Below are 21863 nucleotides of genomic sequence, written 5' to 3'. Positions count from 1 at the left end.
GCAATTATCCTATTGCGGAGCACCCTCACTTCTTAATCGAACACACAATAGGTAACCCATGGCTGGCGATAGAAAACGTGGATTTATCCGTCCTGATGAAGATGATTCGATGATCGAACCTCAACGTTGGGGGCTGCCTGATTATGGCGAGCCTAAAGCCAAACAAGCAAAACAAACCGCGTTCAACTATGACCCGGGATGGGTGCCGAATTTTGATGAGCCTGAAGAAGAGCAGCCACTTGCGCTAACCGAAGAGCAAATTGAACTGATTAAGCAAGGTGCTTATCAAGAAGGCTTACATCAAGGTCAGGAAGCTGGCTTTAAGCAAGGTTACGACAAAGGTAAAGAAGAAGGGTTGCAAGCCGGCCATGCTGAAGGTCTCGAGCTCGGAAAAGCTGAAGGGGTAACTGCAGGGCAAGAATACATTCAGCAGCAAGTTGAAACTTTTATGAACTTGGCCAATCAGTTTGCTCAACCTTTGGAGTTGATGAATGCTCAGGTTGAAAAGCAGCTGGTGGATATGGTGCTCTGTTTAGTTAAAGAAGTGGTGCACGTTGAAGTACAAACCAACCCTCAAATTATTTTAGATACAGTGAAGCAGTCGGTTGAAGCGCTACCAATATCAGGCCACCCTATTACCTTGCACCTGAATCCAGAAGATGTCGCGATTATTCGTTCAGCTTATGGTGAAGAAGACCTTGATTGTCGCAACTGGACGTTAGTTGCTGAACCATCGCTCAATCGAGGTGACGTCCAGATTGAAGCCGGTGAATCAAGCATTAATTATCGCATGGAAGAACGCGTCAAAAGCGTATTGCACAGCTTTTGTGGCGCAAACCGTCATCAAGAGGGTGAGTAATCCATGCAAGCACTCGCTGACCGCTTAAAAAGCTACAAAGTTGAAGGCCTTACGACGCGCCCTGTCGCCTCTGGCAAACTGGTGCGTGTGGTTGGGTTAACGTTGGAAGCGACCGGCTGTCGCGCACCAATTGGCAGTTTATGCTTAGTGGAAACCATGTCAGGTCAGATGGAAGCCGAGGTTGTCGGCTTTTCAGGTGACAACCTATTTTTAATGCCAAGCGAACAAATTACGGGCATTTTACCTGGCGCGAGGGTCACCCCTTTAACCAGTGACGCTGGTTTGCCTGTCGGCATGGAGTTACTTGGGCGCGTGATAGACGGGGTTGGGAATCCACTTGATGGACTTGGCCCTTTGTATACCGATCACCGTGCCTCTTTTAATGCCGAGCCGATCAACCCGTTGGCTCGAAAACCAATTTCTGAACCGCTCGATGTTGGCCTAAAAGCCATCAATGGTTTGTTGACGGTTGGTAAAGGTCAGCGTATCGGTCTGTTTGCAGGTTCTGGTGTGGGTAAATCGGTCACGCTTGGCATGATGACGCGAGGCACCACCGCACAGGTTGTGGTCGTCGGCCTGATAGGTGAGCGTGGACGTGAAGTTAAAGAGTTCATCGAAGAGATCTTGGGTGAGGACGGTCGTCGCCGCTCAGTGGTGGTCGCGGCGCCTGCCGATGCTTCACCTCTAATGCGCTTAAAGGGGTGCCAAACGGCATTAACGATTGCTGAATACTTCCGAGACCAAGGGTTAGATGTTCTGCTATTGATGGACTCGTTGACTCGTTTTGCACAAGCACAGCGTGAAATCGCACTTTCTGTTGGTGAGCCGCCAGCGACGAAAGGTTACCCGCCTTCTGTATTTGCCAAGCTGCCAGCGCTGGTTGAGCGAGCGGGTAATGGAAGTGCCGAGCAAGGCTCGATTACGGCGTTCTTTACCGTGTTGACCGAAGGGGATGATTTGCAAGATCCGATAGCGGACGCATCGCGAGCTATTCTTGATGGCCATATTGTACTTTCTCGTGAAATGGCGGATGCAGGCCATTATCCGGCGATTGATGTCGAGAAGTCGGTGAGCCGTGTTATGCCGCAAATCACGACCGAAGAGCACGTTCTGATGTCAAAAGCGGTGCGACAGGTCTTGTCTATTTGTCGCAAGAATCAAGATTTGGTCTCGATTGGAGCGTACAAACCGGGTACCGATCCTGCTATTGATGGCGCATTTACTTTGAAACCGAAGTTAGACGAATACTTGCAGCAGAGCATGAAAGAATCAGTGTCATATGATATGTGCGTCAATATGCTTAGAAACATTTTGGGTGGGTGATAGCGCATGAATAATGCGATGGAGTTTCTACTTGAGCAAACTAAGGATCGTGAAGACCAAGCTGTGCTTGCACTGAACAAAGCGCGTTCTGAACTCGAAGATTATTACCGTCAGGTTGAACAAATTGAAAAGTATCGGCTTGATTATTGCCAGCAACTCGTCGACCGTGGTCAGGCGGGCCTAACGGCAAGTCAATATGGACACTTAAATCGATTCCTTACCCAGCTAGATGAAACTTTATCTAAGCAAAAGCAAGCAGAAAGTCATTTCAAAGAGCAGGTTGAAAACTGTAAAGAATATTGGTTAACCGTGCGTAAAGAACGCAAATCCTATGAGTGGATGATAGATAAACGCGAAAAAGAGAAACAACTTGCTGAAGCTAAGCGCGAACAAAAGCAAATGGACGAGTTTTCCACCTTACTTTATAGTCGAAAACCACATCGTTTCTAAACGTTATCGGTTCGATATTGCATTACGGTGTTGCAGTTGACTACATCTCTACCGATTCAAGTAAGGTAACTTTGATTGAGTCTTGTTCAATTAGCTCAAATACCTTCGGTCGAATCTCGCGAACCCACCACTCGTTGTATGTTTTTTCGTAGAGAGCCTGGCGTGCTTGTTCATTGTCGAACTCTCGAAGCCAAACAAAATAGTCATGTCCATCATCACCAGTGTGGACGTAAGTATTCAGTACACGCATGCCTTGTGAGCGTTGATAGGGCAACAGTTCTTCCTTCATCCAACTTAGCCACTGTTCTGTTTTGCCTGCTCTGATTCTATATTGGCGTAATTCTGTGATCTTCAAAGTGATTCCTTAATTGTTAAGCCAAGTGTCTGTTTACGCTTATCGTTTTTCAAAGTCAATCAAGTAGCTGTACATCATGTTAGGAACCAGGTTATCGGATAGTATTGTTGATGTTTGTTCCATAAACATGCCATCTATTAGCTTGCCGAGAATTGGCTCAATATTGTGGTGTGATTTTTGCATTTTAGCTGTCAGTGTCGGGTCTTTTTGACCTTAGTTTGCCGCCAGTATTGCTGCCTGCCAGCGATATACTCAGAGCCACGAGAACGAGAGTTTCTAAATGAGTGTGAATTTGTCCCATGTATCTGCGACTACCAAGACGCCAGTTTCTGATGTGTCCGCTAAAGCGTCCGCAGAGAGCACTGAGAGCAAGGGATTTTTAGAAACGTTAACCGATGCGTTTGCTGGTAAACAAAAGCCCGAAAAAGTAGCAACAGAATCGACAGTGGTTGAAGAAAAAGAAAGAGCGGATGTAGGCAGTACTTCTTCTGCTAACGTCTCGGACGAATTGTTGGCGCAAGAAAGCCAAGAATCCGTCAGTGACGAGACCCATGGTTTTGATGAAATATCAGCAAACAAACCGAATGCAACCTTAAGTGAAGAAGCAAGTTTACAAAAGGCGAGTAACAGCACACCTTTGGAGCATGATGTTGAAGCTATTGAAAAAGTGAAATCAACATCAATCGATACGAGCAACCCATCAAATACAGTGGACGTAAAAAGCACGATGGGCGAAGGACAACAGCTTCTTGGTCGAATTGAACAAGCGAATCAAACCCTGAATGCGAGTAATGCATCCATCGATAGTGGCAAAGTTTTGCCTCAGAGCGCGAATTTAGTGCATTCGTTCCACGAGCAAGCAACCGTTTCGACACACCTTGATGAGCTTGCTTTGAATGAAACGCCATCAGTTCATTCGCTTGAACAAGCACAGATGATCCCAGGACAAGACTTAGAGCCAATTTTAGATAAGAATGGTCAACCTATCGATGTCGACAAACTTTCGCCTGAGTTTGCTGCTTGGCAAGAGCTAGCGAAACAAGCCAGCCATCCGACGGCTAAGAGCGCAGTCAGTGGTGAAGTAGCTAATGATCTGTCGCCGTTGTTAACAGACGTTGATGGTTCCAACATCGACGCGCTTCCACGAGTCTCCTTGGATGAACTTGAAGTTATAGATACTAAGTTGGCGCAAGGAAAAGCACTGACTCAGCAAGAAGCTCAGATCATTGAAAGGTTGAAACAAGGAACGATCACGGCGGATATTCCTGAGCAAGACCTTGCCCAATTTGTTGCGCTCCCTAATGACATTAAACAGATTCTCGCAGAGCAACAAGTACAACGTAATTTAACTCGCCAGGCTGGACCTATGGCAGTGTCTCAGCAAATCCAGCATACAGCGGCTCAAGTACCCCAGCCACAAACTGCTCATAGTGGAGAAAAAGTCGCATTATCTCCAACGCCCGATATGTTGATAGCCGCCCAAGTGCCGACGTCGCTTCAAGGTGTGAAAGACGGAGAGATTAGCCAGAAAGTGATGAACGCAGCATTGGCGACTGGTGCGCTAAAGGCGACTGCGGATAGACAAGATAAGCCGGACCTCCAACACGGCTTCGCTGGACAGCTTCAGGCTATGGCAGGTCAGCAAGGAATTAATGTGCAGCAACAAGCGCGTATTGATGCTGCACAACAAGCTCAGCTTCCGTTGCAACTAACTAAAGAGCTAGCCAACGAGCAAGTTGCGGAAAAAGTGCAAATGATGATGTCGAAGAATCTGAAAAATCTCGATATTCGTCTTGATCCACCAGAGTTAGGTCGTATGCAAATTCGTATGACCATGAATAACGACGTTGCCAATGTACATTTTACAGTGAACAACCCGCAAGCTCGTGACATTATTGAACAGACGCTCCCTCGTTTGAGAGAAATGCTAGCACAACAAGGTATACAGCTGGCTGATTCTTCCGTCCAGCAACAAAACAGCGGGCAACAGCAAGGTAGGTATACTGCTGAACAACATGGTCAAAGCGCGCAAAGTGGCGGTTTTTCTGGACAGTCCGAAGAGGGTTTTGAATCTGATGTCAATCTGGATTTGAATGTCGCTTCAAAGCGTGATGGAATTAGTTTTTACGCATAAAAGGCCGTTTAACGGCAATGGAATATGGTTACCAAGCAACTCACTAAAACGTCTTGGTAACTCAAAAGAACAATAAGAGACAAGAATGGCAGAAGAACAGTTACAAGGGGCCGATGCGCCGAAAGGAAAAAGCAAGTTACTTATCATCATCATCGCTGTTGTAGTATTACTACTTGGTGGCGGGGCAGCGGCATTTTTTCTAATGGGCTCTGATGAACCTGCTCAGGCTGAATCGTCTCAACAGGCTCAAGTGAAGGCATCGGATGCTGCGCCCATCGCGTATGTGAATCTTCCTCAGGCATTTGTATTTAACGTTACTGGGGATAGCCGCGATAGGTTGGTTCAAATTAAAGCGCAGTTAATGGTTCGCGGTGCAGAAAATGAAGAGTTGGCGCGGTATCATTCGCCACTGATTGAAAGCTCTATGCTATCAACGTTTGCTTCCGCGACGGTTGATCAATTGCGCTCTCCTACAGGACGAGTGGAATTGCGCGATCGTGCTTCCGAAGATATCAAAGCAGCGCTGAATGCTGCGGTCGGTAAGCCAGTGATTGAAAAAGTACTGTTTACAGATTTTGTTATTCAATAGGTAAAACGTGACCGATCTATTAAGCCAAGACGAAATTGATGCGCTATTGCATGGGGTTGACGATGTTGATGACGTCGATGAACCGATAGAAAACGACACTGAGGGCGCCGTCAATTTTGATTTCTCGTCGCAAGACAGAATCGTACGTGGTCGAATGCCGACGCTCGAACTTATCAACGAGCGCTTCGCACGGCACATGCGTATTAGTCTGTTTAATATGCTGCGTAAAACGGCAGAGGTGTCGATCAATGGCGTGCAGATGATGAAGTTTGGTGAATACCAGAACACATTGTACGTGCCAACCAGTTTGAACATGGTGCGTTTTCGTCCGTTAAAAGGCACTGCGTTGATCACCATGGAGGCTCGTTTAGTCTTTATTCTGGTAGAAAACTTCTTTGGCGGTGATGGTCGATTCCACGCCAAAATAGAAGGCCGTGAATTTACCCCAACGGAACGCCGCATCATTCAGTTGTTACTGAAAATTGTATTTGAAGATTATAAAGAAGCGTGGTCGCCAGTGATGGGGGTAGAGTTCGAATATCTCGACTCTGAAGTAAACCCAAGCATGGCAAACATTGTCAGCCCGACAGAAGTGATTGTCGTGAGTTCATTCCATATAGAAGTTGACGGCGGTGGCGGCGATTTTCATGTCGTTATGCCTTACTCCATGGTTGAGCCTATCCGTGAACTATTGGATGCAGGTGTTCAGTCCGACAAGATGGAAACGGACGTTCGCTGGAGCTCAGCACTACGTGAAGAGATCATGGATTGTCCGGTTAACTTCCGTGTGAACTTGCTCGAAAAAGACATTTCTTTGCGTGATCTCATGGAGCTGCAACCGGGCGATATCATCCCGATTGAAATGCCAGAACATGCGACGATGTTTGTAGAAGACCTACCGACCTATCGCGTAAAAATGGGTCGTTCGGAAGATAAATTAGCGGTGCAAATTTCTGAGGAAATTGAGCGCCCACATGTCGTCAAAACAGATTTAGCTTTCTTAGGTAAAGACATCATGTCCGAGCTTGAGAGTGAAGACGATATAGACCATTAAGATACCTTATTAAACAGACATGCTATGGCATGAGTAAGGCGTAACACAGGATAGAAAAATGGAACCAAGTGACGATCAAAAGCTAGCAGACGAATGGGCAGCCGCTCTTGGCGAAGACCCGTCTGCCCCTTCTGTAGACGTAGATGAAGTATTGGCTGCGCCACTGGAAGAGCTAAAAGACACTTCAAGCCCAATTAGCGAAGATGAGCGTCGTAAACTCGACACTATTATGGATATCCCGGTGACGATTTCGATGGAAGTCGGTCGTTCTCAAATTAGCATTCGGAACCTGTTGCAGCTTAACCAAGGTTCGGTTGTTGAATTGGATCGTCTAGCCGGTGAGTCGCTCGACGTATTGGTTAACGGTACTTTGATTGCTCACGGCGAAGTCGTGGTCGTCAACGATAAGTTTGGTATCCGTTTGACGGATGTGATCAGCCAAACTGAACGAATTAAGAAGCTGCGTTAAGATGAGTCGTTCAATCAAAATGCGATTGAAGCAAATCACTGGAGCACTGAGCTTAATACTAAGTGCTCCTTATGCATTTGCTGCCGCACCAAATAATCTGGATCTTGCGACGACACTTGGCTCGCTTGTGCTTGTAATCGGCGTGATTCTTTTGCTGGCTTGGTTGCTGAAACGTATGCAAGTGCCAGCGATGGGACAACAAAAGGGCTTGCGTATAGTGAGTCAGTTGCCAGTGGGTACAAAAGAAAGAATCGCAGTAGTTCAAGTGGGTGAAGAACAGTTTTTGGTTGGGATTACTAGCCAATCGATCCAAACTTTAGCCAAGTTAGATAAGCCACTGAAAGAGGAAGAGTTGGCGACCAATGCTTTTGCGACTCAATTTAGCCAGCTGATCAAAAAACATGACAAAGGGTAATCCAATTCGTTTGCTCCTGAGTACGTTGTTACTTTTTGTCGGCGTGCTGTTTTCTTCATTTACCTTTGCTGAAGCAGAGGAGTCAGCGCTGCCAGATAACTTAGCCGATGGAAGTGGTGTTACAGTTCAGGCTATGCAAAGTGATACTGGTGCTAGCCGTGCTATGTCCGTTTCTAGTGGCGGTGGTATTCCAGCATTCACCATGACCACGAACCCTGATGGCAGTGAAGACTACTCGGTTACACTACAAATTTTAGCGTTAATGACCATGCTTGGCTTCTTGCCTGCCATGGTGATTCTGATGACCTCGTTCACTCGAATTGTGGTGGTGATGTCGATATTGCGTCAGGCAATGGGTTTGCAACAAACGCCTTCTAATCAGGTTATTATTGGTATTGCGCTGTTTTTGACCTTTTTTGTTATGTCCCCTGTCCTGAACGAAATCAACGACAAAGCTGTTCAGCCTTATTTGAACGAGCAAGTCACGGCGCGAGAAGCGTTTGATGCTGCACAAGCGCCAATGAAAGCATTTATGCTTAAGCAGACCCGAATCAAAGACTTGGAGACGTTCGTAACCATGTCAGGAGAGCAAGTCGAGAATCCAGAAGATGTGTCGATGGCGGTGTTGATTCCGGCTTTTATCACCTCAGAGCTAAAAACTGCATTCCAAATTGGCTTTATGCTCTTCTTGCCGTTTTTGATTATTGACCTTGTAGTCGCTTCGGTACTGATGGCAATGGGTATGATGATGTTGTCACCAATGATTGTTTCGTTGCCGTTCAAGTTGATGTTGTTCGTATTGGTCGATGGTTGGAACTTGATACTCTCGACACTTGCGGGCAGCTTTGCCCTTTAGATAAGCGCAGATAGAGGATAAGACATGACACCAGAAATGTTTGTCGAGCTTTTCCGTGAAGCACTTTGGATGGTGCTTATCATGGTCTGCGCTATTATCATCCCGAGCTTGCTTATCGGCCTTGTAGTCGCGATTTTTCAAGCTGCGACATCCATCAACGAACAAACATTGAGCTTCTTACCGCGTTTGATTGTCACGCTTTTGGCCCTGATGCTGTTTGGGCATTGGATGACGCAAATGTTGATGGAATATTTCTATGGCTTGATTGAACGCTTACCTCAGGTGCTTTATTAGAGGCGCCTATGGAGTACCCCACTAGCGTTGTCTTAGATTGGATCGCAAACTACTTCTGGCCCTATGTTCGTATCTCATCCATGTTGATGGTGATGACAGTAACCGGGGCCCGATTTGTTTCGCCAAGAATCCGCCTTTACCTCGGTTTAGCCATCACTTTCGCTGTCATGCCAGCCATCCCCGCCGTACCTCAAGACATTGAGCTACTCTCGTTTCGTGGCTTCATGACCATTGCCGAGCAAATGATCATCGGCATAGCGATGGGTATGGTTACTCAATTTATGATTCAAACCTTTGTCCTACTTGGTCAAATATTGGGTATGCAATCAAGTTTGGGCTTTGCTTCTATGGTTGATCCTGCAAATGGTCAGAACACGCCATTGCTTGGCCAGTTATTCATGTTCTTAACGACAATGTTTTTCCTTGCCACCGATGGACACTTAAAAATGCTGCAATTGGTGGTGTTCAGTTTTAAAACTTTGCCGATTGGCTCCGGCTCGCTCAACGCGGTTGATTTCCGTGAAATGGCAGGCTGGCTTGGTATTATGTTCCAAACGGCATTGAGTATGTCTCTATCCGGCATTATTGCACTACTGACCATTAACTTGTCGTTTGGTGTAATGACCCGTGCCGCACCACAGCTGAATATCTTCTCGCTTGGTTTTGCTTTTGCTTTGATGGTGGGTCTATTACTTTGTTGGTACATACTGGCTGGTCTATACAGTCATTATGAAATGTTCTGGACAGTGGGTGAGGCGCAGATTTGTCGGCTTATTCGCTTGGAGTGCTAAGATTTGGCAGAATCAGACGGTCAGGAACGCACCGAAGAAGCCACGCCCCGACGGTTACAACAAGCCAGAGAAAAGGGGCAGGTCGCTCGATCTAAAGAGCTTGCATCAGCATCTGTGCTGATCGTTGGCGCCATTTCATTGATGTGGTTTGGCGAGGCGTTAGCACGTTCATTGTTTTCCATCATGAGCCGTTTATTTGATCTTCAACGAGAAGAGATTTTCGATACTGCAAAACTGTTTGATATCGCTTTGGGCGCGATGAGTGATTTGTTGTTCCCACTATTTTTGGTGTTAGCGACATTGTTTACCGCCGCCATGATTGGAGCAGCAGGTGTGGGAGGAATCAGTTTTTCTGCCCAAGCGGCCATGCCCAAGCTGTCGAAAATGAATCCGCTTAGCGGCTTAAAGCGAATGGTTGGCATGCAAAGCTGGGTAGAGTTGATCAAATCAATCCTTAAAGTGGTTCTGGTCACTGGTGTCGCCATCTATTTGATCCAAGCATCGCAGGCCGATCTGATTCAATTGAGCATGGATGTGTATCCGCAAAACATCTTCCATGCTTTAGATATTTTGCTGAACTTTATTTTGCTGATCAGTTGCTCGCTATTGATTGTGGTTGCCATCGATATTCCATTTCAAATTTGGCAGCACGCCGATCAGTTAAAAATGACCAAGCAAGAAGTCAAAGACGAATACAAAGAGACTGAAGGTAAGCCGGAAGTGAAAGGCCGTATTCGTATGTTGCAAAGGGAAGCGGCTCAACGTCGAATGATGGCGGATGTTCCTCAAGCTGATGTTATTGTTACTAACCCTGAGCACTTCTCGGTAGCGCTTCGTTATAAGCAGAAGACAGACCGTGCGCCAGTCGTGATCGCTAAAGGTACTGACCACATGGCGATGAAGATTCGAGAAGTCGCCCGCGAACATGACATTACGATTGTGCCCGCACCACCTTTGGCTCGTGCGTTGTACCACACGACAGAGCTCGAGCAAGAGATCCCCGATGGGTTATTTACTGCCGTCGCTCAGGTTTTGGCATTTGTATTCCAATTGAAGCAATACCGAAAACGAGGTGGACAGCGCCCGAAAATTCAAGATTATGATTTGCCAATCCCGCCCGAGCACCGCCATTGATACGAAAAGCGGTAAAGCCTTAAAAAAGCTCGTTTGATCAAAAGCTAAGCTCTATTTGAGTGTTTAGTCATTATTTTGGCGCTAATTATGGTACATAGATTGCTTAAAACGCTTTAATTATCAACCCTACCTAAACTTTTAGGCTAAAGCGGTCGCGTATTAATAGTAAGAGCTTACGTGACGCTTCAATCGATTGAGATCTCTCGCAGTATGAAGTTAAGCCTGCCGTTTGCAGATAAATTGCCACGAATCCCTCAACGTGAAATGCCAGCTATTGGTGCTCCGGTGATGGTTTTGGCCACCCTAGCGATGGTGGTACTGCCGATTCCAGCATTTTTGCTGGATATGTTCTTCACCTTTAACATCGCGCTGTCGATGGTGGTGTTGTTAGTGACCGTTTACACACGTCGCCCTTTGGACTTCGCTGCTTTTCCAACGGTATTGCTGATCGCCACGTTGCTCCGCTTGGCTTTGAACGTTGCCTCGACTCGTGTCGTCTTACTGCATGGTCATGAAGGCGGTAATGCGGCAGGTAACGTAATTGAGGCGTTCGGTAACGTCGTTATTGGTGGTAACTACGCGGTCGGCCTAGTGGTTTTCCTCATCTTAATGATCATCAACTTTATGGTGGTGACCAAAGGTGCGGGTCGTATCTCTGAGGTAAGTGCTCGCTTTACGCTTGATGCGTTGCCGGGTAAGCAAATGGCGATTGATGCGGACTTGAATGCCGGATTGATAGACCAAGAGCAGGCAAGAGTTCGTCGTTTTGAAGTGACCAAAGAAGCGGATTTCTATGGCTCGATGGATGGTGCCTCGAAGTTCGTAAAAGGTGACGCGATTGCCGGTATTTTGATTCTGTTTATCAACATCGTCGGCGGTCTGTCGATCGGTATGGCGCAATATGGATTGGGTTTCGGTGAAGCGATTGAAATCTATACCTTACTGACAATCGGTGATGGTTTGGTCGCACAAATCCCATCGCTATTGCTGTCAATTGCAGCGGCAATGATGGTGACACGCCAAAACACCGATGAAGACATGGGTGAACAACTGGTTTTCCAGATGTTCGACAACCCAAAAGCGCTGATGATTACTGCGGCTATTCTTGGTGTGATGGGCATCGTACCGGGCATGCCACACTTTGCGTTTTTGAGCCTGGCAGTCGCGGCCGGTGCAGCGGCATATTTCATCGACAAACGGCAGAAGCAGAAAGCGAAAGAGCCCGCTTTACCAGCAACAGCAGACGAAGGTACAGAACCTTCCTCACAGCGCGAACTGTCTTGGGATGACGTCCAGCCAGTCGATATTATTGGCTTGGAAGTAGGTTATCGCTTAATCCCTTTGGTGGACAGAGACCAAGGTGGGGAACTGTTAGAGCGTGTAAAAGGCGTGCGTAAAAAGTTATCGCAAGATTTTGGGTTCCTAATTCCAGCGGTTCATATTCGTGACAATCTTGAGCTGACCCCAAACAGTTACCGAATTACATTGATGGGGGTTGCGGTGGGCGAAGCAGAGATTCGTCCGGATCAAGAGTTAGCGATTAACCCAGGTCAGGTGTATGGCATGATTGATGGTGAGCCAACCATTGACCCTGCTTTTGGACTGGAAGCCGTATGGATCCGAGAAGATCAGCGTGAGCACGCGCAAGCCTTAGGTTATACGGTGGTTGATTCATCAACGGTATTAGCGACGCACCTAAGCCAGCTATTGACCAACAACGCATCACAGCTAATTGGCCATGAAGAAGTAGAGAATTTATTAGAAATGTTGGGACGCAGCGCGCCTAAGTTGGTCGAGAACTTTGTTCCTGACCAATTACCATTAGGTGTGGTGGTGAAAGTCCTACAAAACTTGTTAAACGAGGCCATTCCAATCCGCGATATTCGCACGATTGTTCAAACTTTGGCTGAGTACTCAAGTAAGAGTCAAGAAGCTGACATATTGACGGCAGCAGTTCGAATTAGTCTTAAACGCCTAATTGTTCAAGAAATCAATGGTATAGAGCCTGAGTTACCAGTGATCACTTTGATACCCGAACTGGAACAAATATTGCATCAAACTATGCAAGCATCAGGAGGCGAATCCGCGGGGATTGAACCGGGACTCGCTGAGCGATTGCAGTCTTCACTAAGCCAAGCGACACAGGAACAAGAACTGAAAGGCGAACCTGCCGTTCTGCTTACTTCCGGTGTATTACGCTCGACGTTGGCGAAATTTGTGAAGAACACAATACCTAATCTCCGGGTACTGTCTTACCAAGAAATACCGGATGAAAAACAGATCAGAATTGTGCAAGCCGTGGGTAACTGATCTCACGCATCATTAATGGATTCATAGTTTGAAAATAAAGCGATTTTTTGCCAAAGACATGAGAACGGCGCTGCTCCAAGTGAAAGAGGAGTTAGGCGCGGAAGCGGTGATCATGTCAAACAAGAAAGTGGCTGGTGGAGTAGCGATTGTTGCGGCGATAGATAGTGAATCTAATCCGTCTCAAGCAAGCGCAGCGTCACAGCAAAATCGCGGTGCTTCTCAATCGAATCGCTATAACGAACATCGTCAAATGTCATCGTCTTCTGCTGATCGTTACCAAGATCGTCATTTAGATGAAGATAAAATTAGCCTGAACAGTAATAACAGTAACAATGAAAAAACAGGCTCAATGACGCAGCGATTCGCTAATATGCTTAAGCAATATAGCGGTGGTGCAGCAGATACTGACGACCACGTAGCGGAAAATGAAGATTCGCTCTCTGCTTTGCTGCAACGCCAAAATAAGCATCGCGACGGCTACAACCAAGAAAAGCCAGCGCCATATCAACCAGATTCACCTTTGGCGAAGCTAATCGCACAGGACAATCGATTTGAACGTCCGACGCCCAAGCTGGACCCGACGCGCTATGACCGACGTCGCCCAAGTGATGAGCGTGACGAATCGGCCGATGAGCTAGAAAGCATGCGCGAAGAGATGACGTCAATTCGTCGTCTGTTGGAGCACCAAGTTTCTGGCCTGATGTGGCAAGAAGTAGAACGCCGTGAGCCGCTAAGAGCGATGCTGATTAAGCGCTTAGAGCGAATGGGCGTTTCTCCGGAGTTAGCAGACCAGATGGCCTGTTACATCCCGGAAGATACAAAGCCAGCGCGAGCGTGGAAAGCGTTATTGTCGCTGGTGGCGGATCAAATCAATATTCCTAAACAGGACATTTTAAAACGTGGTGGCGTAGTCGCATTGTTGGGTCCGACGGGGGTTGGGAAAACAACAACCGTAGCGAAACTCGCAGCACGCGCAGCCATGGAATACGGTGCCGACAATGTGGCCCTTGTGACAACAGATACATATCGCATAGGTGCACATGAGCAACTCTCAATTTACGGAAGAATCATGGGTTGTCCCGTAAGAGTTGCTAAAGATTCTAACGAGTTAGCCGATGTTATATATCAGCTAAGAAACAGAAGACTGATTTTGGTCGATACGGCAGGGATGGGGCAACGAGATGTGAGGCTTTCCGAGCAGCTCGACACTCTAATGCAAGAGAGTGGGGAAGTGATTCACAGCTACCTTGTTTTGCCGGCTACCGCACAACGTCGTGTTCTACAAGAAACGCTGGATCACTTCCGACGTATACCACTTTCGGGTTGTATTATGACGAAGCTTGATGAGTCATTAAGCCTAGGCGAATTCATCAGTGTAGTGATTCAAAACGCAATGCCAGTAGCTTACATCGCTAATGGTCAACGCGTACCAGAAGACATTGTGATAGCGCAACCAAAATATATGCTTGCGAAAGCAAATGAACTGTTAGAGAAGTCGACAGAGAACGAACCTCACTTTTGGAACAGTGACAGTGAAGGACTCTAAGGCGGCGGACTACTATGACTGAGAATATGATACACGATCAAGCAAGCGGCCTCCGTCGCTTAACACAACCATCGTTGACCAAAGTGATTGCTGTTACTGGCGGCAAAGGTGGTGTGGGGAAATCAAACGTAACACTGGGTCTGGCGATTTGTATGGCTCGCCAAGGCAAGAAGGTGATGGTTCTCGACGCTGATTTAGGTCTGGCCAATGTGGACGTGATGCTCGGAATTCGTGCAAAACGTAATCTAGGACATGTCTTAGCGGGTGAATGTGAGCTAAAAGATGCGATTGTCGAAGGGCCTTATGGTATAAAGATAATTCCTGCAACTTCTGGCACACAGAGCATGACAGAGCTTTCTCACGCTCAGCATGCTGGACTCATTCGAGCATTTGGTAGTCTTGAAGACGAAATGGATGTCCTGCTGATTGATACCGCTGCTGGTATCTCTGACATGGTAATCAGTTTTTCGCGAGCAGCTCAAGATGTGGTTGTAGTTGTGTGTGATGAACCGACGTCAATCACAGATGCCTATGCATTAATCAAGCTGTTGAGTAAAGAACACCAAGTTCAACGCTTTAAAGTTGTAGCAAATATGGTCAGAAGCTACCGTGAAGGGCGAGAATTGTTTGCAAAGTTGACACTAGTCACAGAGCGATTCTTGAATGTTAGCCTTGAACTCGTAGCATGTATTCCATTAGATGATAAAGTACGACAGGCTGTAAAAAGACAAAAAATTGTCGTTGATGCGTTCCCACGCTCGCCTGCCGCTTTAGCTATCAGCTCACTAGCAAACAAAGCGTTGACGTGGCCACTACCGAAAACACCAAGTGGACACTTGGAATTTTTTGTGGAAAGGTTGCTAAATCGTACCGAATTCGCAGAGGACCCTTTTGGTGAATAAAGCGATAACCTATGACCAACATGGCAAATTTAATAGCCAGCAGGCGTTCATTGAACGTTATTCAGTGTTGGTTAAGCGCATTGCTCACCACCTACTAGGCCGTTTACCGCCGAGTGTTCAGGTAGAGGATTTAATTCAGGCCGGCATGATCGGTCTTATCGAAGCTCAGCAGAATTATGATGGTTCTAAAGGTGCGAGCTTTGAAACTTATGCAGGTATCCGTATTCGTGGCGCAATGTTAGATGACATGCGTAAAGGCGATTGGGTACCGCGTTCTGTTCATAAAAATAATCGAGAGATTAACCAAGCGATTGCGGAGCTGGAAGGCGAATTAAATCGAGATCCTACTGATTCTGAAGTAGCCACGCATCTCGGTATGACACTGGATCAATATCATAGTGCTCTTACCGATATCAACTGCTCAAAATTAGTCGGTATTGAAGATTTAGGCGTTTCTGATGATGTGATTTCACCGGCGGATGAAACCGATGACAGCAACCCATTCAAAGGGGTAGTTGATGAATCATTTCGAAAAGCACTGGTTGAATCAATAAAACAGCTTCCAGAGCGTGAAGCTTTGGTTCTTTCGCTTTATTATGATGAAGAACTCAATTTGAAAGAAATTGGCGATGTGTTAGGCGTAAGCGAATCTCGCGTAAGTCAAATACTGAGTCAAGCGATGCAACGTTTACGTACCAAGCTCAGTGCGTGGACACAAAATGACTAAAAACACTGATTTTACGATTCAGTGGAGGCAATTTTGAATAAAAACATGAAGATCCTTATTGTTGATGATTTCTCAACAATGCGCCGTATTGTTAAAAACCTGCTTCGTGACTTGGGTTTCAATAACACTCAAGAAGCGGACGATGGTTTAACCGCATTACCAATGCTGAAAAAAGGTGACTTCGATTTTGTTGTAACTGACTGGAACATGCCAGGTATGCAAGGCATCGATTTGCTTAAACACATCCGCGCGGATGCAGAACTTAAGCATCTGCCAGTTCTAATGATCACGGCTGAAGCGAAGCGTGAGCAGATCATTGAAGCTGCTCAAGCAGGTGTAAACGGCTACATTGTTAAGCCATTTACTGCTGCAACATTAAAAGAAAAATTAGATAAAATTTTCGAGCGTTTATAACTCTCTCTTTCTCTTTGTTATTCGAGTCATTCATACCAATTATTAAATACCTATTAAATGACTCGTTTAGCGTTTTCAAAGTGATAAGAAGAACTAAACGTAAAAGGGTCTATTCAGAATGATCTCACTAGAGCAGGCGAAGTCACTCGTTCAAATGCTAGAAAACGGGGAACAAGACCAAGCCAATATGCTTGTTGCCTCGATCTACGAAGGTGCCGATAACCCAATGCTGCAAGAAATTGGAGCGTTAACTCGAGACCTTCACGAATCACTCAAGCAGTTCAGTCTCGATCAGCGCATGACCGAAATTGCGAAAGACGAAATCCCTAACGCTAGGGATCGTCTCAATTATGTGATCGAGAAGACAGAGCTTGCAGCCAACAAAACAATGGATGCGGTCGACTGCTGCCTTCCTATCGCTGACAACCTGCATGATTGCCTTCTAAAAGTTCGTCCTCAATGGAATGAACTCATGCACGGGCGCATAGAATTAAGCGAATTTAAAGCACTGTGCCACCGAATCGACGGGCTATTAGTGCAAGTCGAAGGTGACAGCACTGAATTGCGCGGCCAATTGACCGAAATTCTCATGGCGCAAGACTTCCAAGACCTAACTGGCCAAATCATTCGCCGCGTAATTACATTGGTTAATGAAGTTGAAGGCCGCTTAGTGGAAATCCTAACCGTATTCTCTGGAAATAAACTTGAAGAACACATTCAAGTTTTGTCAGAACCGGCAGATAAAAAGAATACACAAACAAGCGAAGCCGAAGGCCCGATTCTTCATCCAGAACTGAGAGAAGATGCGGTTTCATCGCAGGACGAAGTCGATGACTTGTTGTCCAGTCTTGGATTTTAAAGGTAACGTATGAGCTACGATTTAGACGAAGATATTCTTCAGGACTTTCTCATTGAGGCTGGGGAAATTCTCGAGCTGCTTTCTGAGCAGTTGGTTGAATTGGAAAATAACCCAGAAGACAAAGACTTACTTAATGCTATTTTCCGCGGGTTTCATACCGTAAAAGGCGGTGCCGGCTTCCTTTCATTGGCAGAGCTAGTCGATACTTGTCATGGTGCGGAGAACGTGTTCGACGTTTTACGAAACGGTCAACGCACGGTAACGCAAAACTTAATGGATACGATGCTAAAAGCCTTGGATACGGTTAATACTCAGTTCCAGGCTGTTCAAGATCGTGAGCCGTTAGAAGCTGCGGACCCTGAGCTTCTTGAAGAACTTCATCGTCTATGCAAACCTGAGTCAGAAGATGAAGTAGCGGCAACCGTAGTTGAAGAACCAGTGGCTACTCCAGAGCCTATTATTCCCGAGCCTATCATCGAAGAACCTGCTGCGCCGTCAGCACCATCAAGTGTCGGCTCTGTTGATGAAATTACCCAAGACGAATTCGAAAAGCTACTTGATGAGCTTCATGGTAAAGGTTCAGCGCCAGGCACCTCAATGTCTGCGACACCTACAACGCCATCTGAACCGCCTCAATCGAGTGCGCCATCAGTTGAAAGTGGTGATATCACTGATGATGAGTTTGAACGTTTACTCGATGAACTGCACGGTGTAGGAAAAAGCCCTTCTACGGCAGAGGCTGCTGCATCTGCATCCGTACCAGTAGAGCCACCCAAAGCGGCAGAGCCTTCCGCTCCAGTGGCATCTTCATCAAATCAAGACAGTGACTTAATGACGGACGAAGAGTTCGAAAAGTTACTCGATGAGCTACATGGTTCAGGTAAAGGCCCAACGCTAGAAGAATTGGACATGGCAACGAAGCCTGCTTCAGTAAACGTAGAGCAAAGCCCTGCGAAACCTGAGCCTGTTGCTAAGCCAGCACCTGTTCAAGCAGCGCCAGCACCAAAGCCAGAATCTAAACCAGTCGCGGTAAAAGAAGAAGCCAAAGCACCAGCGGTTAAAAAACCTCAGGCTGAAGCAACCGTTCGTGTTGATACCTCGACGCTTGATACCATCATGAACATGGTGGGTGAGCTCGTATTGGTGCGTAACCGTCTACTAAGCCTTGGTTTGAATAGCGACAACGAAGAGATGTCCAAAGCGGTCGCTAACCTTGATGTGGTAACTGCGGATCTACAAGGCGCGGTAATGAAAACGCGTATGCAGCCAATTAAGAAAGTGTTTGGCCGTTTCCCACGCGTTGTCCGTGACTTGGCTCGTAACCTAAATAAAGACATCGTGCTAGAAATGCGCGGTGAAGAAACCGATCTCGATAAAAACCTTGTAGAAGCATTGGCCGATCCGTTGATTCACTTGGTGCGTAACTCGGTTGATCACGGTATTGAAATGCCAGACGCACGCGCGAAGGCAGGCAAATCACGCACAGGTAAAGTGATTTTGTCAGCATCGCAAGAAGGGGACCATATTGAACTATCCATCGTAGATGATGGTGGCGGTATGGACCCGAACAAACTGCGTGGCATCGCGGTGAAGCGTGGCATGATGGATGAAGATGCGGCGGCACGTTTAACAGATAAAGAGTGCTTCAACCTTATCTTCGCACCTGGCTTCTCAAGTAAAGATAAAATTTCTGACATTTCTGGTCGTGGTGTGGGTATGGACGTGGTTAAGACGGCGATCAATACCTTAAACGGTTCAATCGATATCGATTCTGAGCTAGGCAAGGGCACTAAGATTACGATCAAAGTACCACTAACGTTAGCGATTTTACCGACTCTGATGGTTGGTGTTGGCGGTCATCCTTTTGCTCTACCACTGGCTTCGGTGAGTGAAATTTTCCACTTGGATCTTAGTCGTACAAACGTGGTAGATGGTCAGCTGACGATCATTGTGCGTGAGAAATCTATCCCACTATTTTACTTACAAAACTGGTTGGCATCCAAATCGCAAAACGTTCAAGAGCGTACTGGTCACGGTCACGTGGTGATTGTACAGATTGGTAACCAGCGCGTTGGTTTTGTTGTGGATACGCTTATTGGTCAAGAAGAAGTGGTTATTAAGCCACTCGATAATCTATTACAAGGCACTCCAGGTATGGCTGGTGCGACAATTACTAGCGATGGCCATATTGCATTAATTCTAGATGTGCCTGATTTACTTAAGCGATATGCTGCGGCTTCACGCCTTTAAGCAAAGCTGACGTTATTAAAAGGAATAAGATGGCGATTAAAGTACTAGTCGTTGATGATTCGAGTTTTTTCCGACGTCGCGTGAGCGAAATCATCAACTCAGAATCGCGCCTAGAAGTGATTGACGTTGCGGTAAATGGTAGAGAGGCGGTTGAGAAAGCCAAATCTCTCAAACCTGACGTCATCACGATGGATATTGAAATGCCAGTGATGGATGGCATTACAGCTGTACGTGAAATAATGGCCGCTGCTCCAACGCCAATTCTAATGTTTTCGTCCCTGACCCACGACGGGGCGAAAGCTACGCTTGATGCGCTAGATGCGGGCGCATTGGACTTCTTACCGAAAAAGTTTGAGGACATTGCGCGTAACCGTGAAGAAGCGGTGTCATTACTTCAACAGCGTGTGATTCAGATTGCCTCGAAGCGCGCTTTCATGCGTCGACCTATCGCTCGCCCAACAGCGAGTACCAGCACGACTACTCGACCATTAGGTTCAAGAACGGCTTCACCTGTGACTCCAACACCAACTCGACCTGCTGCGACAAAGTACCGTGCTTCTGGTAAGAAGTATCAACTGACGGCAATTGGCACATCAACAGGTGGCCCCGTTGCTCTACAAAAAATTCTGACGCGTTTGCCGATGAACTATCCGCATCCGATTGTATTGATTCAACACATGCCAGCAACGTTTACTGCTGCGTTTGCCAGTCGTTTGAACACCTTGTGTAAGATTCAAGTGAAAGAAGCACAAGATGGCGATGTGTTACAGCCCGGTGTGGCATACCTTGCACCAGGTGGGAAACAAATGATGGTGGATGGACGAGCGGGCGCTGCTCGTCTTCGCATTATTGATGGCGGCGACCGCATGAACTACAAACCATGTGTGGATGTGACTTTTGGTTCTGCCGCAAAAGTATATGGCGACAAAGTGCTCTCTTTAGTGTTGACAGGCATGGGTGCAGACGGTCGTGAGGGCGCTCGCATGTTGAAGTCTTCAGGCTCAACAATTTGGGCACAAGATGAAGAAAGTTGTGTTGTTTATGGCATGCCCCAAGCGGTTGCTAAAGCAGGCATTTCTTCAGAAGATTTACCGCTTGACCGCATTGCTGAACGCATGTTGGTGGAAGTTGGCCTAGCTTAGGATTCATCATGATTGTTTGGAGTGTAGCTAACCAGAAAGGAGGCGTGGGTAAAACCACCTCAACAGTGACATTGGCGGGCTTATTGAGCCAGAAAGGCCATCGAGTATTGATGGTTGATACTGATCCTCACGCCTCACTGACTACTTATCTCGGTTATGATCCTGATGCAGTAACTTCGAGCCTATTTGATTTATTCCAGTTGAAGACGTTTTCTCGTGAGACGGTTAAACCGTTGATTTTAGAAACAGAGCTGGAAGGAATGGATATCATTCCCGCGCATATGTCCCTTGCCACGCTTGATCGCGTAATGGGTAATCGCAGTGGTATGGGATTAATCTTAAAACGGGCGCTGCAAACTGTCTCACAAGACTATGACTATGTGTTGATTGACTGTCCGCCAATCCTTGGCGTGATGATGGTGAACGCGTTGGCAGCCAGTGACAGAATTTTGATTCCTGTTCAAACAGAGTTTTTGGCGATGAAAGGTCTAGAGCGCATGATGCGTACGCTAACCATTATGCAAAAATCTCGCCCGGGCGGTTTCAAAGTGACTATCGTCCCAACCATGTACGATAAGCGCACGAAAGCGTCATTGCAGACATTGATGCAACTGAAAAAAGATTACCCAAATCAAGTGTGGACCTCAGCGGTGCCTATTGATACCAAGTTCCGCGATGCCAGTTTAAAGCACTTGCCAGCGTCGCATTTTGCATCTGGTAGTCGTGGTGTGTTTGCCTATAAACAGCTACTGATTTATCTGGAGAGGTTGGCGTTCGATGAGCAGTAATGATGTGCTGTCCAGTGAACAAGCACTTGATGACTACTTTAATGCATTACTGGATGATGAAACTGAAATAACGACTCTTGAGGAAGACCTTGACCTGTTGGCTCAAGAGGTATCATCTGCAGAGCCAGAGCCAGAGCCAGAGCCAGAGCCAGAGCCAGAGCCAGAGCCAGAGCCAGAGCCAGAGCCAGAGCCAGAGCCAGAG

At 46.7% G+C, this 21863-nt stretch carries 22 protein-coding genes and 1 pseudogene; 22 read left to right on the top strand and 1 reads right to left on the bottom strand.

Annotated features, from left to right (window positions below):
• Positions 1 to 58: 58 nt before the first annotated feature.
• The 3 genes from fliH to fliJ are packed head-to-tail and all read left to right on the top strand — an operon-like array spanning position 59 to position 2632.
• On the top strand, positions 59 to 859 hold the full coding sequence (gene fliH / locus R7Q38_RS14530; RefSeq protein ID WP_005380472.1) for a flagellar assembly protein FliH: 801 nt from the start codon (positions 59 to 61) through the stop codon (positions 857 to 859).
• Positions 860 to 862: 3 nt separating this feature from the next.
• Positions 863 to 2182, top strand: coding sequence for a flagellar protein export ATPase FliI (gene fliI / locus R7Q38_RS14525; protein WP_132936877.1), 1320 nt, complete (start codon positions 863 to 865; stop codon positions 2180 to 2182).
• Positions 2183 to 2188: 6 nt separating this feature from the next.
• Complete coding sequence (fliJ, locus tag R7Q38_RS14520; RefSeq protein ID WP_005380474.1) at positions 2189 to 2632, top strand: flagellar export protein FliJ; 444 nt, start codon at positions 2189 to 2191, stop codon at positions 2630 to 2632.
• A 40-nt stretch (positions 2633 to 2672) separates the two neighbouring features.
• Here the strand turns inward: fliJ and R7Q38_RS14515 are convergent, their stop codons facing one another.
• Positions 2673 to 2987 carry an NIPSNAP family protein gene (locus tag R7Q38_RS14515; protein ID WP_005380475.1) on the bottom strand — a complete coding sequence of 105 codons (315 nt, stop codon included), beginning with the start codon at positions 2985 to 2987 and terminating at the stop codon, positions 2673 to 2675.
• Positions 2988 to 3267: 280 nt separating this feature from the next.
• On the opposite strand from R7Q38_RS14515, the gene R7Q38_RS14510 reads away from it, so the two are divergent.
• The 19 genes and pseudogenes from R7Q38_RS14510 to R7Q38_RS14420 form a co-directional block, all read left to right on the top strand.
• Complete coding sequence (locus tag R7Q38_RS14510; RefSeq protein ID WP_239938777.1) at positions 3268 to 5121, top strand: flagellar hook-length control protein FliK; 1854 nt, start codon at positions 3268 to 3270, stop codon at positions 5119 to 5121.
• A gap of 85 nt (positions 5122 to 5206) precedes the next feature.
• Positions 5207 to 5710, top strand: a complete 504-nt coding sequence (fliL, locus tag R7Q38_RS14505; protein ID WP_005380477.1) for a flagellar basal body-associated protein FliL — start codon at positions 5207 to 5209, stop codon at positions 5708 to 5710.
• A gap of 7 nt (positions 5711 to 5717) precedes the next feature.
• The gene (gene fliM, locus R7Q38_RS14500; RefSeq protein ID WP_005380478.1) at positions 5718 to 6764 is read left to right on the top strand and encodes a flagellar motor switch protein FliM; all 1047 of its coding nucleotides are present in this window, start codon (positions 5718 to 5720) and stop codon (positions 6762 to 6764) included.
• Positions 6765 to 6822: 58 nt separating this feature from the next.
• The gene (gene fliN, locus R7Q38_RS14495) at positions 6823 to 7233 is read left to right on the top strand and encodes a flagellar motor switch protein FliN (protein WP_005380479.1); all 411 of its coding nucleotides are present in this window, start codon (positions 6823 to 6825) and stop codon (positions 7231 to 7233) included.
• A gap of 1 nt (position 7234) precedes the next feature.
• A complete protein-coding gene (gene fliO / locus R7Q38_RS14490; RefSeq protein WP_017820812.1) occupies positions 7235 to 7648 on the top strand; it encodes a flagellar biosynthetic protein FliO in 414 nt (137 codons plus the stop codon).
• On the top strand, positions 7635 to 8504 hold the full coding sequence (fliP, locus tag R7Q38_RS14485) for a flagellar type III secretion system pore protein FliP (RefSeq protein WP_005394311.1): 870 nt from the start codon (positions 7635 to 7637) through the stop codon (positions 8502 to 8504). Before fliO ends, fliP begins: the two co-directional genes overlap by 14 nt.
• A 24-nt stretch (positions 8505 to 8528) precedes the next feature.
• A complete protein-coding gene (fliQ, locus tag R7Q38_RS14480) occupies positions 8529 to 8798 on the top strand; it encodes a flagellar biosynthesis protein FliQ (RefSeq protein ID WP_005380488.1) in 270 nt (89 codons plus the stop codon).
• Positions 8799 to 8806: 8 nt separating this feature from the next.
• Complete coding sequence (gene fliR / locus R7Q38_RS14475; RefSeq protein WP_005384463.1) at positions 8807 to 9589, top strand: flagellar biosynthetic protein FliR; 783 nt, start codon at positions 8807 to 8809, stop codon at positions 9587 to 9589.
• Positions 9590 to 9592: 3 nt separating this feature from the next.
• A complete protein-coding gene (gene flhB / locus R7Q38_RS14470) occupies positions 9593 to 10723 on the top strand; it encodes a flagellar biosynthesis protein FlhB (protein WP_005380490.1) in 1131 nt (376 codons plus the stop codon).
• Positions 10724 to 10933: 210 nt separating this feature from the next.
• Positions 10934 to 13033 carry a flagellar biosynthesis protein FlhA gene (gene flhA, locus R7Q38_RS14465; RefSeq protein ID WP_025998722.1) on the top strand — a complete coding sequence of 700 codons (2100 nt, stop codon included), beginning with the start codon at positions 10934 to 10936 and terminating at the stop codon, positions 13031 to 13033.
• Between the two features lie 28 nt (positions 13034 to 13061).
• Positions 13062 to 14579: a flagellar biosynthesis protein FlhF gene (flhF, locus tag R7Q38_RS14460; RefSeq protein WP_239938781.1), complete on the top strand. Its 1518-nt coding sequence runs from the start codon at positions 13062 to 13064 to the stop codon at positions 14577 to 14579.
• Between the two features lie 14 nt (positions 14580 to 14593).
• Positions 14594 to 15481, top strand: a complete 888-nt coding sequence (locus tag R7Q38_RS14455) for a MinD/ParA family protein (RefSeq protein ID WP_005380498.1) — start codon at positions 14594 to 14596, stop codon at positions 15479 to 15481.
• On the top strand, positions 15474 to 16208 hold the full coding sequence (locus R7Q38_RS14450; RefSeq protein ID WP_005380499.1) for an RNA polymerase sigma factor FliA: 735 nt from the start codon (positions 15474 to 15476) through the stop codon (positions 16206 to 16208). Before R7Q38_RS14455 ends, R7Q38_RS14450 begins: the two co-directional genes overlap by 8 nt.
• Positions 16209 to 16253: 45 nt before the next feature.
• Entirely contained in the window at positions 16254 to 16622 is a 369-nt protein-coding gene (cheY, locus tag R7Q38_RS14445; protein ID WP_017635949.1) for a chemotaxis response regulator CheY, read from the top strand.
• Positions 16623 to 16740: 118 nt separating this feature from the next.
• Positions 16741 to 17481 carry a protein phosphatase CheZ gene (locus tag R7Q38_RS14440; RefSeq protein WP_005380502.1) on the top strand — a complete coding sequence of 247 codons (741 nt, stop codon included), beginning with the start codon at positions 16741 to 16743 and terminating at the stop codon, positions 17479 to 17481.
• A 9-nt stretch (positions 17482 to 17490) separates the two neighbouring features.
• Positions 17491 to 19731 carry a chemotaxis protein CheA gene (locus tag R7Q38_RS14435; RefSeq protein ID WP_239938783.1) on the top strand — a complete coding sequence of 747 codons (2241 nt, stop codon included), beginning with the start codon at positions 17491 to 17493 and terminating at the stop codon, positions 19729 to 19731.
• Positions 19732 to 19760: 29 nt separating this feature from the next.
• Positions 19761 to 20873 carry a chemotaxis response regulator protein-glutamate methylesterase gene (locus R7Q38_RS14430; protein ID WP_005384458.1) on the top strand — a complete coding sequence of 371 codons (1113 nt, stop codon included), beginning with the start codon at positions 19761 to 19763 and terminating at the stop codon, positions 20871 to 20873.
• An 8-nt stretch (positions 20874 to 20881) separates the two neighbouring features.
• Positions 20882 to 21661 (top strand): ParA family protein, encoded by a 780-nt coding sequence (locus tag R7Q38_RS14425; RefSeq protein WP_005380505.1) that lies wholly within the window; start codon positions 20882 to 20884, stop codon positions 21659 to 21661.
• Positions 21651 to 21863: pseudogene (locus R7Q38_RS14420) on the top strand (chemotaxis protein CheW); the annotation flags it as partial. The gene R7Q38_RS14425 and the pseudogene R7Q38_RS14420, both read left to right, overlap by 11 nt.

It is taken from the genome of Vibrio sp. Vb0598 (assembly GCF_033338935.1).
In the GTDB taxonomy this organism is placed as follows: domain Bacteria; phylum Pseudomonadota; class Gammaproteobacteria; order Enterobacterales; family Vibrionaceae; genus Vibrio; species Vibrio alginolyticus.
The sequence above is the reverse complement of the archived record's forward strand: the minus strand, read 5'-3'. Positions and strand labels throughout refer to the sequence as shown.